This is a genomic window from Gordonia jacobaea (assembly GCF_001186365.1).
GTDB lineage: Bacteria > Actinomycetota > Actinomycetes > Mycobacteriales > Mycobacteriaceae > Gordonia > Gordonia jacobaea.
The window spans coordinates 627,065-642,467 of the sequence record NZ_LDTZ01000014.1; the positions used below are offsets into that span (position 1 = coordinate 627,065).

The 15,403-nt window shown below is 65.2% G+C and carries 10 protein-coding genes and 1 tRNA gene; 4 read left to right on the forward strand and 7 right to left on the reverse strand.

The window, feature by feature from the left end; translation table 11 throughout:
- Positions 1-6: 6 nt before the first annotated feature.
- Genes eutC through eat form a run of 3 tightly spaced genes read right to left on the reverse strand, consistent with a single transcriptional unit; the run spans position 7 to position 3,634 of the window.
- Positions 7-795 (reverse strand): ethanolamine ammonia-lyase subunit EutC, encoded by a 789-nt coding sequence (eutC, locus tag ABW18_RS05915; RefSeq protein WP_082946629.1) that lies wholly within the window; start codon positions 793-795, stop codon positions 7-9.
- Positions 792-2,198 (reverse strand): ethanolamine ammonia-lyase subunit EutB, encoded by a 1,407-nt coding sequence (locus ABW18_RS05920; protein WP_049697989.1) that lies wholly within the window; start codon positions 2,196-2,198, stop codon positions 792-794. Before ABW18_RS05920 ends, eutC begins: the two co-directional genes overlap by 4 nt.
- Complete coding sequence (gene eat / locus ABW18_RS05925; protein WP_049697990.1) at positions 2,195-3,634, reverse strand: ethanolamine permease; 1,440 nt, start codon at positions 3,632-3,634, stop codon at positions 2,195-2,197. The genes ABW18_RS05920 and eat overlap by 4 nt, the downstream gene beginning before the upstream one ends.
- Before the next feature lie 210 nt (positions 3,635-3,844).
- Here eat and ABW18_RS05930 point away from each other — a divergent pair, with 210 nt between their 5' ends.
- Positions 3,845-5,347: an APC family permease gene (locus ABW18_RS05930; protein ID WP_049697991.1), complete on the forward strand. Its 1,503-nt coding sequence runs from the start codon at positions 3,845-3,847 to the stop codon at positions 5,345-5,347.
- Positions 5,348-5,390: 43 nt separating this feature from the next.
- Positions 5,391-6,128 carry an IclR family transcriptional regulator gene (locus ABW18_RS05935; protein ID WP_049697992.1) on the forward strand — a complete coding sequence of 246 codons (738 nt, stop codon included), beginning with the start codon at positions 5,391-5,393 and terminating at the stop codon, positions 6,126-6,128.
- 31 nt (positions 6,129-6,159) lie between these two features.
- Here the strand turns inward: ABW18_RS05935 and arsC are convergent, their stop codons facing one another.
- Genes arsC through glmU form a run of 4 tightly spaced genes read right to left on the reverse strand, consistent with a single transcriptional unit; the run spans position 6,160 to position 10,276 of the window.
- Positions 6,160-6,516, reverse strand: coding sequence for an arsenate reductase (glutaredoxin) (arsC, locus tag ABW18_RS05940; RefSeq protein WP_049697993.1), 357 nt, complete (start codon positions 6,514-6,516; stop codon positions 6,160-6,162).
- A 44-nt stretch (positions 6,517-6,560) separates the two neighbouring features.
- Complete coding sequence (locus tag ABW18_RS05945; RefSeq protein ID WP_049697994.1) at positions 6,561-7,757, reverse strand: MFS transporter; 1,197 nt, start codon at positions 7,755-7,757, stop codon at positions 6,561-6,563.
- Between the two features lie 7 nt (positions 7,758-7,764).
- Positions 7,765-8,742: a ribose-phosphate diphosphokinase gene (locus tag ABW18_RS05950; RefSeq protein ID WP_049697995.1), complete on the reverse strand. Its 978-nt coding sequence runs from the start codon at positions 8,740-8,742 to the stop codon at positions 7,765-7,767.
- 58 nt (positions 8,743-8,800) lie between these two features.
- Positions 8,801-10,276, reverse strand: coding sequence for a bifunctional UDP-N-acetylglucosamine diphosphorylase/glucosamine-1-phosphate N-acetyltransferase GlmU (gene glmU / locus ABW18_RS05955; protein ID WP_049698120.1), 1,476 nt, complete (start codon positions 10,274-10,276; stop codon positions 8,801-8,803).
- A gap of 213 nt (positions 10,277-10,489) precedes the next feature.
- Between glmU and ABW18_RS05960 the strand changes: the two genes are divergently transcribed.
- Positions 10,490-11,245, forward strand: coding sequence for an SDR family oxidoreductase (locus tag ABW18_RS05960; RefSeq protein ID WP_049698121.1), 756 nt, complete (start codon positions 10,490-10,492; stop codon positions 11,243-11,245).
- Between the two features lie 638 nt (positions 11,246-11,883).
- Positions 11,884-11,955 (forward strand) — tRNA-Gln (locus ABW18_RS05965).
- Positions 11,956-15,403: the final 3,448 nt, after the last annotated feature.

Below are 15,403 nucleotides of genomic sequence, written 5' to 3' on the forward strand. Positions count from 1 at the left end.
CGCGACCTAGCCGAGTTCGCCCTGCGCAGCGGCTGCGGCGACGGCGGGGTCGGCAGACGAGGTGTCTTTGAGTGCGACGCCCGACGCGCCGAGTTGCCGTGCCCCGGACACCAGTGCTCCGACGATCCGGGCGGCGTCGCGGTATCCGAGCCCGTCCGGCGGATGGATGTTGGAGATGCAATTGCGTTCGGAGTCACGACGTCCCGGCTCCGGGCGATACGTCAGGTAGATGCCGAGGCTGTCGGCGACCGACAGTCCCGGGCGCTCCCCGATGATCACGAGAAGGATCTCGACGCCGAGCGCCTCCCCGATGTGATCGCCGAGCGCGACACGCGCCTGGGTGGCCACGACCGGCGGAGCGATCGAGAATTGCGGCGAGAGTTCGGCAGCGATCGTCTCGATGAGCGCTACCGCGTGCGTGTCCACCGCCGTCGCCGACAAGCCGTCGGCGATCACGAAACCGATGTCGGCGCCCGAATGTTGCACTGCGGAAAGGTCATTCGGGATTCGGCCGAGGTCGGGTCGGCGCAGATACTCCGCCCGCGACGACGCCTGACTCGTGACGACCGCCGGCTCGCCCAACCCCAGCCCCTTCAGACCGTCGACGACGCCGTCGGAGTCCATGGGGGTGTGCACGGCGTCGCGTGCTGCCGCGTGATCGGCCTGAAACTGCAGCACATCAGCACTCGACAGCGCATTTCCGCTGCGCTGCAACCCGATTCGGGCCTGGGTGAGTCCGCGCATCGATTTCCACGGATCGACCGACGGGATTGACTGCGTCTCGGGCGTGTTCACGACGCCGCCAGTCCGCGCAGCGCCGACGTCTGCGGGTCGAGTGGCACGACGTGGCCGCCCTCGTCGGCCATGCCGATGGTCTGCATCCACGCCTCGAATTCCGGTGCGGCGCGCAGGCCCAGGACGTCGCGCAGGTAGAGCACGTCGTGGAACGACAGGCTCTGGTACCCGAGCATGATGTCGTCGGCGCCCGGAACGGTGATGACGAATCCGACTCCGGCCATCCCGAGCAGGCTCAACAGCGTGTCCATGTCGTTCTGGTCGGCCTCGGCATGGTTGGTGTAGCAGACGTCGACGCCCATAGGCAGCCCGAGGAGTTTGCCGCAGAAGTGATCTTCGAGTCCCGCGCGGATGATCTGCTTGCCGTCGAAGAGATACTCGGGGCCGATGAATCCGACGACGGTGTTGACCAGCAACGGTTCCAGCGACCGGGCGACCGCGTAGGCGCGCGCTTCGAGGGTCTGCTGGTCGACGGGCCGCCCGCCGGTCCCGAGGTGTGCGCCCGCCGACAGTGCCGAGCCCTGCCCGGTTTCGAGGTACATCACGTTGTCGCCGACGGTCCCGCGGTGCAACGACCTCCCGGCCTCATTGCCTTCGTTGAGAACTGCCAGGTCGACGCCGAATCCGCGGTTGGCGCCCTCGGTACCCGCAATCGACTGGAAGACCAGGTCGACCGGTGCGCCCGCCTCGACCAAGCCGATCGTCGTGGTGACGTGCGAGAGCACGCACGACTGCATCGGAATATCGAAACGCTGCCGCACGTCGTCGAGGAGTTCGAGCAGCGTCGACGTCGCCTGTGGTGAGTCGGTTGCGGGGTTGATTCCGACGACCGCGTCGCCGCAACCGAGGAGCAGGCCGTCGAGCAGTCCTGCCGCGATGCCGCGCGGATCGTCGGTGGGGTGGTTGGGCTGCAATCGTGTCGCGAGGCGGCCGGGCAGTCCGATCGTCGTGCGGAATCCGGCGGTTACCTCCATGCGGCGGGCGACGGAGATCAGATCCTGATTGCGCATCAACTTGCTCACCGCCGCAACCATTTCCGGGGTCAACCCGGGGGAGACGGCCTGCAGGCGCTGCGTTCCACCCGACGCCACGACCTGCTCGAGCAGCCAGTCGCGTAGACCGCCGACCGTCAGGTGCGCGATGGGGGCGAATGCCTCTCGGTCGTGGGTGTCGATGATCAGCCGTGTGACTTCGTCTGATTCGTAGGGGACGAGCATCTCTTCGAGGAAGACGGTGAGCGGAAGGTCGGCGAGAACCCAAGCTGCTGCGGCCCGCTCGGCGTCGGATTGTGCTGCGCACCCGGCCAATTCGTCACCCGAACGTGCCGGGGTGGCCTTGGCCATCACATCGATCAGGTCGGCGAACTGGTAGGTGTGCCCACGAAGCGTGTGGCGGTAGATCACGAGAGTCCCTCTTCGGCGTCGGCAATGGCCTCGAACTCTTCGTCGGCGCTGGCGAAGACCAACCGGTTGCGGCTGTACAAGCCAAAATACGTCATGAAGAGCGCGAACACGATGAGACAGCCGGTCGCGGCCTTGATGTCGACGAGGAACGTCGCGACCAATGCGAGCACAGCGATCACGAGGGCGAAGCCCGTCGTGACCATGCCGCCGGGTGCGCGGTAGGGGCGCGCCAGTTCCGGCTCCCGGATGCGTAGCACGATGTGGCTCACCATCATCAGCACATAACTCAGCGCGGCACCGAAGACGGCCATGTTCAGCAGCGTCGCGCCCTGTCCGCTGAGTGACAGGAGGAACCCGACGATGCCGGGGACGATCAGCGCCAGCGTCGGAGACTTGCGAGAGTTGGTGACGGACAACGACTTCGGCAGGTATCCGGCGCGCGAGAGTGCGAACAACTGCCGCGAGTAGGCGTAGATGATCGAGAAGAAGCTCGCCACGAGCCCCGCCAAGCCGATGTAGTTGACGACCGTGTGTGCGGTTCCGCTTCCCAGCGCCTCGACGAGCGGGTTACCCGAACTCTGCATGGCCGATGCCCCACCGGCGCCCGGCACCAGGAACAGCACCAGCGCACACGTGAAGATCAGCGCGCACATCGCCGCGATGATCCCGCGCGGCACGTTGCGGGCAGGGTCCTTGGCCTCCTCTGCGGCCAGGGGCACGCCTTCGACGGCGAGGAAGAACCAGATGGCGAACGGGATTGCCGCCCAGATGCCGAGGTATCCGTGGGGCAGGAACGAACTCGCGCCCGCGGCATCCGTCGGGGCGATATCGGTGAGGTTCGACCACGAGAAGTCGCCGATTGCCGCGACCGCGAACACGATGAGGCCTGCGAGTGCGACCGCGGTGATCACGAACATGACCTTCAGTGCCTCACCGACACCGGCGAGATGTACGCCGATGAACAATGCGTAGACCGCGAGGTACACCCACCAACCGTCGGTGATGCCGAACAGGTGCAGCGACTCGACGTACGCGCCGATGAAGGTCGCAATCGCTGCGGGCGCGATCGCGTATTCGATCAGGACCGCGGTACCGGTCGCCATCCCGCCCCAGGTGCCGAGGGCTCGGCGCGCGAAGGTGTATCCGCCTCCTGCCGCGGGCAGTGCGGAACTCATCTCGGCCATGCCGAGCACCATCGCGAAGTACATCGCGGCGATGATGACGGCCGCGATGGCCAGGCCGCCGAAGCCGCCCTGCTCGAGCCCGAAATTCCACCCGGAGTAGTCGCCGCTGATGACGTAGCTGACCCCGAGACCCGCGAGCAGCACCCACCCGGCCGTGCCGGTCTTGAGTCGACGTTTGTCGAGGTAGTCGGTCGAACTCGCTGCCGACGACGTGGCAGCCGTCGTGCCGCCTCCGGATTCGATTGTGCTCATGAACGCGCCTTTCGTGCGGAGGCGAGATGACCGTCGGTCTCGCTGCTTACTTGATTCCGGCAAGACGGTACGGAGTGTGTGTCACATCACAATGGCGTCGACGTAAGAGCGGCTGAGAAATGAGAACCCCGGATTTCTCACGCGGGTTAACACGCTGGAAACACGAAAACGATGCGTCGCAACGACCGCTCCGTCACGGTAGAGGGCGCTATGCCGACATCCTCCACCGCCGAATCATCGTCCAGCGCAGAATCGCCGTCAGCGACGTACCCGTTGGTCGCCGACGAGTCGCCGGTGCGCGGCCTGACTCGTCGTCAGCTTCCCTTCATACCCGTCTTCGCGCAGTCCGTCGCGGCCATCGCGCCGGCAGGGACGTCGGCGGTGACGCCGTTGTTCGTGATCGCCGCGATGAGCGGAGCAGGTGGTGTCATCTCGTTCGCCGTCGCGATGGTCGTCGTCATGATGATCTCGGCGTGCGTGCGGCCGATGGCGCAGCGACTCGCCGTCGTGGGCGGTCTCTATTCGTACGTCGCTCAGGGATTCGGCCCGCGGGTGGCCCTTCCGACGGCATGGTCGGCGATCGTCGGTTATGGCTCGGTGAGTATGGCGGGACTTCTCGCAGTTGGCTTGTACCTCAACCACATTGCCGTCAGCATCGGGGTGTCGACGTCGGTGTGGCTGCCGATTGTCTGTGTGATCATCGTCGTGGCCGCCCTCGTCATGACCGTGCTGATGGTTCGCGGGATCAAGGTCTCTGCGACCGCGACACTCGCGATCGAGGTCGTCGCCGTTGTCATCCTGGTCGGCCTCATGGTGTGGCTCGGGATCACGCATCATTCGGCGGACTGGTCGAAGGTGTTCGCACCGCAGGTCGACGTCGGGTCGATGGGTCTGATGATCGTGGTCGCGGTCAGCGCGTTCGTCGGATTCGAGAGTGCGACGACGCTGTCGGCCGAGGCGCGTCGACCCTTCCGCAGCGTTCCGCGCACCCTGCGCTGGACACCGATCGCCGCGGGCGTCATCTATCTGCTCGCGGTGACCACCCAGTCGCTCGCGATGTTCGACGCCCCGGCGGGCGTACGGGAGAGTTCCACACCACTGGCCGCCCTGTTCCTCTCCGACGGCACCCGCGTCACGGCGGTCATCCTCGACATCGGGATCGCGACGTCGTTCTTCGCATGCGCGCTCGCCTCGGTCAACGCGCTGGTGCGCGTCCTGTTCACGCTGGGGCGCGAGCGGGTGGCACCGAGGGCATTCGGCACCACGCACCCGCGCTTTCACACCCCCGCGTTCGCCACGATCTGCGCGATGGCGGTCGTGACGCTCGGGCCGCTGGTGTTCCTCTGGTGCGGCGGCGATCCGCAGAACGGGATCCGCGACTTCCTGACGCTCAGCGCCCTCGGCTACATGGGCAGTTACCTCACCGCGTGTCTCGCATCGCCGCGGCTACTGGCGCGGATCGGGGAGAGCAGCAGGCGCATCCTGGTGCTCGGCGTCTTCACCGCGACCATTCTCGGAGTGCTGTTGCTGACCGCCTTCGGGACCGGCGTCGGACACGGCCGCATTCTGGGCGTTGTCTACGTCGCGTCGATGGCGGTAGTGACCGTGTTCGTGCTGTTTGTGGCGCGATGCCGACCTCATCTGCTCGGCGGTGTCGGTGTCTTTGATGCGACGACCAGCGCCGACATCCTCACGACTGCGACTCTGCGGTGACAACTCGGCGACCCGCGTGCGCATGTCACGGTGAGGGGGCGACATGGCGATAGGCCGTGCGCCGCGGTCGGATTCGGTGGTGCGCGCCCTGCAGATCATCGAGACCGTCGCCGACCTCGGAATCGGTACGACGGCCCGCGACATCGCCGATCGGCTCGACCTCCCCTCCGCGAGCACCTATCGGCTGCTCAACAGTCTCGTCGCCGACGAGTTTCTGGTGCGGACGGCTGATCTGCGTGGCTTCGCGATCGGCACGCGCCTCGCGTCGTTCGTCGACGGCGTGGTCACGCCTCCGGTCCCGGCGCGTGCCGCGGAGCTGATCGACGAGTTCCGCGGCTCGGTGCGGTTCGCCGTGCATCTGCTCTACTTCCGCCCCGCGTCGGTGCGCGTTCTCGACGCCGACCCAGACCATCCGCTCGACGGGGTGGGTGAGCTCATGCGGTACCTGCACGCGTCTGCGGCGGGCAAACTGCTGCTCGCGTCGCTGTCGCAGTGGCGCGACGCGCTGGAGATGCCGCTGCTACCCGTCACGCCCGCCACGATCATCGACCTGGCGCGGCTCGAGGAACAGATCGCCGAGATCCGACGCACCGACGTTGCGCGCGACGACGGCGAACTCGTGGTGGCCCACGCCCACCTGGCCGTGCCGATCTACGACGTCACCGGCGCTGTGCGCGGGGCGGTGATGATCGGCGGGGTATCGAGCAGGCTCGAGGCGATCTGCTCACTCACCGACGCGGCGCGCGGACTCGCGAACGCCGTCGGGCCGCTGCTGTTCTGAGTGCGGCTGTGTCCTGTCGGATGTGGCGCGGCTACAGGATCTCGTCGAGCTTGTCGAGTGGGCGGGCGAGGCGAGTTCCCTTGGCGGTCACCACAAATGGACGTTCGACGAGGATCGGGTGCGCGACCATCTCGTCGAGCAGTTTCTCGTCCGACGCGGCGTCGAGGTCGAGTTCCTTGTAGAGCGCTTCGCGCTTGCGCGCGGCCTGGCGAACGGTGATGCCGGCATCGGCGAAGAGTTGTTCGAGTTGTTCGCGGGTGTACGGCTCGTCGAGATACTTCACGATCGTCGGCTCGACGCCCTCGTCGCGGAGGCGCTGCAGGGCTTTGCGCGACGTCGAGCATTTGGGGTTGTGATAGATCGTCGCGTTGTCGGTCGCAGCAGCCATGAGGGTGACACTACCCAAGCGCCCAACCACTCGGACCCCTAGCGCTACCCGGACGCTGCGGCGGCGTCGTCGGGTGTGACGCGTCGGGGGAGCGTGAGGGCCACGGCGAGGGCAATGACCGCGCACACGGCTCCGACGACGACGGGTGCCAGCGCGCCGCCGTGCTCGATCGCCAATGCGCCGATCAGTGCGCCGACGCCGATCGAGAAGTTGAACGTCGTGGAGTAGAGCGTCGTCGCCGACTCGCGGTAGGCGGGCGCCACGCGGAACACCGTCGTCTGCAGGCCGATCGGGGCAGCGGCGTATCCGGCGGCCCACACGAGGAGTCCGACGAGAGCCGCGGGAAGCCACAGACTCGCGACGGGCGTGAGTATCAGTGCACCCGCGAGGACCGCGATGATCGCCGCGAGTGACCACCGCACGGATTGGGTGCGGGACAGGAATGCCCCGGCCGTGAAGTTGCCCGCGACCCCTGCCACGCCCATCACCAGCAGGACGACACCGACCAGGTCGGCGTCGATTCCGAGGATCTCGACGATGAACGGGGTGACGTAGGTGTAGGCGGCGTACGCGCCGGTGATGACGAGCGCGGTGACGATCAGCGTCGTCCGGAGGTTGCGCATGCGGAGCAACCGCGGCAGGCCCCGCAGCCCGATGGTCTCGCTGTCGCCGGGGACCGAGCGCAGCAGCACGGCCAGCGCGACGAGGCTGACCAAGCTCAGCCCGGCGAGCGTCCAGTAGGCGGCCCGCCAGCCGAACGCCTGCCCGATCACGGTGCCGACGGGCATGCCGAGCACCGACGCCAGCGACACTCCCGAGAACGCGATGGTGGTCGCGCGCACGGCAGCATTCGGCGGGACAAGGCGCACGGCGGTCGCCGCGACGATCGCCCACATCAACCCGAGGGCGACACCGATCGCCATGCGCACCGCCAGGAGCATCGCGTAGTTCACGGCGAGCGCGGTGAGCGTGTTGCCGACGACGAATGCGGCCATCACGCAGAGCAGAATCGGACGGCGGTCGAGGCGTCGAGTCGCCGTGGAGAGCGTGGGTGCACTGACCGCGGCCACGAACGCGAAGAACGTGACAGTGAGGCCGATGGTGCCCTCGGAGACGTCGAGGTCGGTGGCCATCGGACGGAGTAATCCGATGGGCATGATCTCGGTGGTAGTGATGGTGAACACACCGAGGCCAAGCGAGACCACCGCCGCCCAATCGCGTCGGGCGGCGGTGGTCGTCATCGAAGTGTCAGGCGTTGCCGTCGAAAAGGCTTGTCACCGAACCGTGTTCGAACACCTCGCGGATGGTCTGTGCCAGCAGCGGGGCGATCGAGATCACGGTCAGCTTGTCGAAGCGCTTCTCCTGCGGGATCGGGAGCGTGTCGGTCACGATGACCTCGTCGGCCTCGGAGTTGGCGAGGCGCTCGGCGGCCGGATCGGAGAAGACCGCGTGCGTCGTGGCGATGATGACGTCGCCCGCGCCCGCTTCCTTGAGCTTCGACACCGCGCCGACGATGGTGCCGCCGGTGTCGATCATGTCGTCGATGACCACACAGGTGCGGCCTTCGACCTCACCGACCACGCGGTGCGCGACGATCTGGTTGGCGACCAACGGGTCGCGGGTCTTGTGGATGAACGCGACGGGAGCGCCACCGAGCGCATCCGACCACTTCTCCGCGACGCGCACACGACCCGAATCCGGCGAGACGACGACGAGGTTTTCGATGCCGTACTTGCCGCGGACGTAGTCGGAGAGCTGACCCTGGGCGTGCATGTGGTCGACGGGGCCGTCGAAGAAGCCCTGGATCTGATCGGTGTGCAGGTCGACCGAGATGATGCGGTCGGCGCCTGCGGTCTTCATCAGGTCGGCGATGAGGCGTGCCGAGATCGGTTCACGACCGCGGGCCTTCTTGTCCTGGCGTGCGTAAGGGTAGAAGGGCAGGATCACGCTGATGCGCTTGGCCGAGCCGCGCTTGAGCGCGTCGATCATGATCAGCGCCTCCATCACCCACTCGTTGAGCGGGGCGGGGCAGCTCTGGATCACGAACGCATCCGAACCGCGCACCGACTCCTCGTAGCGAACGAAGATCTCGCCGTTGGCGAAGTTCCGCGCGGTCTGCGGAGTCAGCTTGATGCCGAGTTCGTCGGCGACAGCCTGCGCCAGGTCGGGGTGTGCACGCCCCGAGAACAGCATCAGGTTCTTCTGGTTGTCGGTGGTCCAGGTCATGAAAACTCTTCTACTCGATCGTCGGCCGGTGGGCGGCTCTGCCAGCGGGTCACGTTGGCTAGGAGCCGGGCTGTTCGGGCTGAGTATCGGCCGCGCCTGCCTCGATCGCTGCGCGTGCGGCAGCCGTGTCGGGGCGTTTGCGGGGTACCCAACCGTCGATGTTGCGTTGTGGACCCGACGAGACCGCGAGGGCGCCGGGCGGGACATCGTCCCGAATGACCGTACCTGCCCCGGTATACGCGCCGTCACCGACCTGCACCGGAGCGACGAACATGTTGTCCGATCCGGTCCGGCAATGCGACCCGATCACCGTTTGATGCTTGTTCACCCCGTCGTAGTTGACAAAGACGCTCGACGCCCCGATGTTCGACTCCTCGCCGATCGTCGCGTCGCCGACGTAGGTGAGGTGCGGAACCTTGCTACCTGCACCGATGGTGGCTTTTTTGGTCTCGACGAAGGTGCCGATCTTGCCGCGCTCACCCAATTCGGTACCCGGCCGCAGGAAGGCGAACGGGCCTACGGAAGCGTCGTCGGAGATCACCGAGTCGGAGCCGTGCGTGCGGATCACCGACGCCCCGCGGCCGATCGTCACGTCGGTGAGCGTGGTGTCGGGACCGACGACGGCATCCTCGGCGATACGGGTGGCACCGTGCAGTTGGGTGCCCGGCTCGATGCGTACGTCGCGCTCGATGCGTACGTCGACGTCGATCCACGTCGAGCCTGGATCGACGACGGTGACGCCCGCGAGCTGGTGGCGACGGATGGTCGAGGCATTGAGCGCGGCACCGAGCGCGGAGAGTTGTGCACGGTCGTTGCAGCCCGCGACGACCAGCGGATCGTCGACGACATGCGCGCGGACGGTCTTGCCCGCGGTGCGCGCGATCTCGATGACGTCCGTCAGATAGAACTCGCCCTGTGCGTTGTCGGTGGAGAGTTGTTGCAGCGCTGAGCGCAGTGCCTGCGCGTCGAAAGCGTAGATGCCCGCGTTGACCTCGGTGATCGCGCGCTGAGCGTCGCTCGCGTCCTTTTCTTCGACGATGGCCTGCACCGAGCCGTCGTTGGTACGGATGATCCGGCCGTATCCGGTCGGCTCGTCGGCGATGAAGCCGGTGAGCGTGACGGCGGCGCCTGCTCCCGCGGTGTGCGTGGCGACGAGCGCCTCGATCGTCTGGCCGTCGAGGAGTGGGATGTCGGCGGCGGTGATGATCACCGTTCCGGTGAAGTCGTCGGGGAGTGCGGTGAGACCCGCGCGGGCGGCGTCGCCGGTGCCGGCGGGTGAATCCTGAACGGCCACAACAATATTGGTGCCGATCTCGGCGGCGATCTCGTTGACGGCCGAAGTGACGCGTTCACGCTCGTGGCCGACGACGGCGACGAGTTGATCAGGGGATGCCGCTGCTGCGCCATGCAGCACATGGCCGACGAGCGAGCGTCCGCCGATGGTGTGCAAGATCTTGGGCGTCTTGGATTTCATCCGAGTGCCCGCGCCCGCGGCGAGGACGATCACGGCTGTCGCGGCTGACTTCTCTGTCATGTCCACCTCCGGGATTCGACGACTGCGCGCCGCGCGCACCGAGTGACGGCGTCGGGCGTGGCGACGGACCGATACTACTGACTCGTCTACGGCGCAGAAGCGTCAGTGCAGGTAGTGGCCGGGGTGCAGGTGGTGACGACCGCCCGAACGGCGACTGATAGAACCGAGGGGACGCACGTCACAGGAGACGTACACGCAACGGAGGAGTTCGCAATGAGCGCTCAGAAGACAGCAATCGTCACCGGATCGGGTCGGGGCATCGGCGCGGCGGTGGCCAAGCGCCTCGCCGACGACGGTCTGGCCGTCGCCGTTCTCGACATCACCGAAGAGGCCGCAGCCGACACCGCCAAGGCGATCAACGACGCCGGTGGCAAGGCGATCGCCGTCGGCGCAGACGTATCCGACGAGGCATCGGTCAACGCGGCCGTCGAGAAGGTCGCCGCCGAACTCGGCGCGCCGACCGTGCTGGTGAACAACGCGGGCATCCTGCGCGACAACCTGCTGTTCAAGATGAGCGTCGACGACTGGGACGCAGTCATGGGCGTGCACCTGCGCGGCGCCTTCCTGATGAGCCGCGCATGCCAGAAGTACATGGTCGACGCCGGCTGGGGCCGCATCGTGAACCTGTCGTCGACGTCCGCACTGGGCAACCGCGGCCAGGCCAACTACTCCGCAGCCAAGGCGGGCATGCAGGGCTTCACCAAGACGCTGGCGATCGAGCTGGGCAAGTTCGGTGTGACCGCCAACGCGATCGCCCCCGGCTTCATCGAGACCGACATGACCGCCGCCACCGCCGCCCGCGTCGGCATGGACTTCGAGGAGTTCAAGAAGCTCAACGCCTCCGCCATCCCCGTCGCCCGCACCGGCAAGCCCGAGGACATCGCCCACACCGCCTCGTTCTTCGCCTCCGAGGGCGCCGGCTTCGTCTCCGGCCAGGTCATCTACGTCGCCGGCGGCCCGCGGGACTGACCACCGCTGCCCACCGCCGGTCGAGCTGACCACCGCTGGTCGAGCTGACCACCGCTGGTCGAGCCCGCTCCGCTGGTCGAGCTTGTCGAGACCACCCCGCTGGCCGAGCGCACGCTCCGTCGGTCGGGCTGACCACCCGCTGGTTGAGCGCGCCCGCCGCTGGTCGAGCTGACCACCGCTGGTCGAGCTTGTCGAGACCACCCCGCTGGGTAGATGTGGGTCGAACGTAAGGACGTGTGCGCTGCAACACACACATCTTTACGTTCGACACACATTCAGGCTGGGCCCGCTCCGCTGGTCGAGCCTGTCGAGACCACTCCGCCGGCCGAGCGCACGCTCCGCCGGTCGGGCTGACCACCCGCTGGTCGAGCTTGTCGAGACCACCCCGCGGGACCGGTCCGCGCGCCCCCCCGGCGGCCTGGCTCGGTAGATGTGCGTCGTTTGTGAGGATGTGTGCGCTGCAGCACCCACATCTTTACGTTCGACACACATTTGGGCCGGGGTCTCCGCCGGCCGAGTCGACCACCGCTGGCGGGGCTGACCACCGCTGGTCGAGCTTGTCGAGACCACCCCGCCCAGCTCGACGCCCCTGTGGCACAATCGTCTGCCGTGCCTGTGGCACACTTCTAGGCGAGTAATCCCCCATGGTGTAATCGGCAACACTTCTGATTTTGGTTCAGGCATTCCAGGTTCGAGTCCTGGTGGGGGAGCAACGAGAAGGCGCAGGTCAAGGCGTTTTCGAGCGGTGAGGTGATTAGCACCCGACCACCGCCGCCCGCTTGAATTGAAGGTCAACCCGAGTGATGTCGGGTTTCTGGCGGCCAGCCGATTGATCCGACCTATAACCTCTAATGCCGCCTGAGCGTCGGATAGGACCCAGTTCCGGCGCCAGACAGATGCTCCGATTGCTGACAGGTCCCTAACGCTAACAGTTCGCTGGGTCATGCCGTGCCGCCTCGCGTCGCACTGCAGTGCAGTCCCGACTGGGGACAGCTGGATTGGTCGGCGCAGGTCAATCGGGACCAGACTCCACGGTTGCTGTGTCTTGTCGCCTGTACTGACTACCTAGGCATGCTCCGCCCGATCTGTGGAAAGTCTGAGGGGCGATCAAGAAAGGTGCCCCCGCCGTGCGCGCGATCGCGGAAATGTCGTTCGCCTCGGCTGCCGTCCGTTCGCGACGTCCGCAGCAGATCTGGTTAATCGGGCCTTCGATCAGGGTCGGATCGATACTGTGGACGTCGGACATCACCTACTTGACCTTCGGTGAAGGCTATATGTGCCCCGGGTGCGATCAAAGATGAGCACTCTAAGCACGTGCTGGGGTAGGCGGTCGCCGATCACATGCGCATCGATGCAGCCGAGACGCTAATGCCGACACGTCGAGGGCAGCGAGAGGAACAAATCCGCACTAGGACAGGGGGTCTCAGTACACAGCTCATGCATGTTGAAGGTCTTCCGGCCGCACGGTCTGCTCTGTCGACGGGTCGGACCAAAGTGTATTGGGACTGATGGTGCTGAATCGTTATGGTCGACGTTCAAACATGAGCACTACTACCGACACGGCTACTTCTAAAGCCGCAATCGGTTGCTGCGTTTGATAACTGGATGAGTTGCTACAACATTGCGAAACCGCACTCAACGATCGGAATTCTCAACCCCATCAACTATGAGATGTCATTGAGCGCGAATCTGATGGCGTGTAACCTTCCTTCACTCTATCGGAACCGCACCCGAGAAATGCTGTGAGGAAAGGGGATCGCCACGGTGATTTCGGATGAGTCCACCCTGATAAAATCTCGCAGGAAGCGCGCAGCAAAGGCGGGCGGCCACCGGCATTCGACGCCGAACTCCATAAGGACCGCAACTTCGCCGAACGATCATTCGCATGCTCAAAGCAATGGTGCGGTCAGGCCGCTTCGGACGATTTAATGCGACTGGTCCGGCCCCGGGCGCGCTACGAAGTCATCCGTGAGTCGGTTGCGCTGGCAAAACTGCTCAATCCAATCCCGTGTTTGCCATCCGAGGCAAGGCCCAAATCCGCATGGCGTACGGTTGTCATGCTGGAAGCTGTGGCATAGAGATTTATCTCTCGCTGTGTAGCGAGGGCGACCTATGCGAGGATTTAAGCGGTGGACTCAACGAAGAATTCGTCGGAGGCGACTTGAATGAGTTGGTGGGGAGTGCTATTGGGAGTTGTAGTAGGCGTTATCGTTCTCGCATTCGCTTACGGAACGTGGCGCTTCGGGGTGTGGGCGGACGGCCGTACGGTCGTTGAGAATCCCCCAATAAAGCAGCGTATCGCCGCGATCGGTTTGGGGATACTCGCAGCAATCGCATATCTCGTTGTTGTAACGTGCGCTACCGCAGGGATTCTGCTGATCAATATTGGTTTGATCGGGGCTGTTGGGAAATTTGCGGGCTGGTCGACGAAGACGGTAGCGAGTGCAGCCTCTGGGCTTACATTGATCATTGTTGTACTGACCATCGGCGTATACGTTCTAAGCGGCTTCTGGAGAGGTTACCTGCGTCACCTACTTCCGGGCAGCGCCAGAGGGTCTGTGACGGTTGAACCCAATCAGGGCTCTGCTCTCGAGAGCACCAAGATACGCAAGCGGTGGGCCTGCGCCGAGCGACTTGACCCGTTCGCTATGCCTGTTGGAGTGGCGATTGCATCACAAGCCTTCGGCTGGAATTTGGCGGACAACGCCACCTATGCAAAGGGGATCGTAGTAGTGCTCGCGGGAGGGGCCATCGCGACCGCTCCCCGCATTTGGCGAGTATTACAGTACACACGAAGGAAGTCGGTGCGCCGCACAAATTCTGCGGACGCGTCACCCAACGACGATGTACTGTTCGAAGTTCTGCTCCCGCGATCCATCTTCACACCTGTATTTGTTGGTGTACTAGCATCTGTTGTAGTTAGGCATCTACCACCTGCAGTGGATTGGTGGCCGTTAGGCGCTTTGGCTGGCGCTGCTGTGTACTTTGCTATGGTGTTTCCCCTGACCATGGAACCGATATCCGCGGGCGAGCCTGTGCGGTGACCAGCGCCGCTTTCCATCCTGGATGAGGGTCACGGTGGTGCCGATGAACTCGTTGGTCACCGAGTAGCGGGCCGGAGCGTACCGGCTTCAGGAGGCTGTCGCCTTTACGAGTCACCGGTGGCAGACTCGCCTAGGCACGCAGCGAAGGCAACAAGTGCAGCTTCTCGTTCGATCGCGAGTCGCTCAGACGCAACGCAGAGGGTTTCACCGTGGCGTCGGGAGTTCACGTGAATCGCCCCGGGTCTGTCGGGGCTCTCGAATCTGTGAAGGATGGAGAGCATCGCACGGAAGTACAGTGAGGAACTCAAAGAGCGGGCGACGCGGATGGCGTTCGAGGCGCGACGAGACCCGGATTCAGCGCGTGGTGCGATCAATCGGATCGGTGATCAATTCGGGGTCAACCGGAGGCTGTACGAACTTGGGGTCGTCAGGCCGGAATCGATGGCGGTGTGCGGGGCGGGGACCCTCGACAAGCGACGCTGAGCGAATCGCCGCCCTGGAGCGGGACAACCGCGAGTTACGTCGGACAAACACGATCTCGAAGCAGGCCTCGGCATTCCTTTGCGGCGGAGATCGACCGCCCACAGCGATGCTTGTGGATTTTGTCGCCGCTCGTCGCGACGAACACAGAGTCGATCCGATCTGCGCGGCCCTGCGAGATCGGGCCACGCGCATCGCTGTGTCCACTGGCCGGCCCATCTGAGGCCACGCAAGGTCGACGCGCCCCGTGTAGTGTGCGATCGTCACCTCCTCGACGAGATTCGCACCGTTCACGCCGAACAACCTGTGGTTTACGGCGCCCGTAAGTCGCGCCGCAACGGGATCAATGTGGAGCGCGGCGCTGTTGAACAACTGATGAATGCCGATGGGCTGTAGAGGACACCACGACTGAAGAAGCGTGAGACAACCGTCAGTGAGGGTTGCCAAGAGCCGCAGCGTGCCTACTGGGTCGGCCGCAAGTTTCGCGCCGAAGCACCGAACGCGCTTTTGGTGGCCGGATCTGACATGTAGTCGCACTCACGCTGGCTACGTGTAGTCGGCGTTCATACTGGGTTTGTTCGATCGGATGGTCGTCGGCTGGCGGGTGTCGACCTCGATGCACACCGATCGCGCA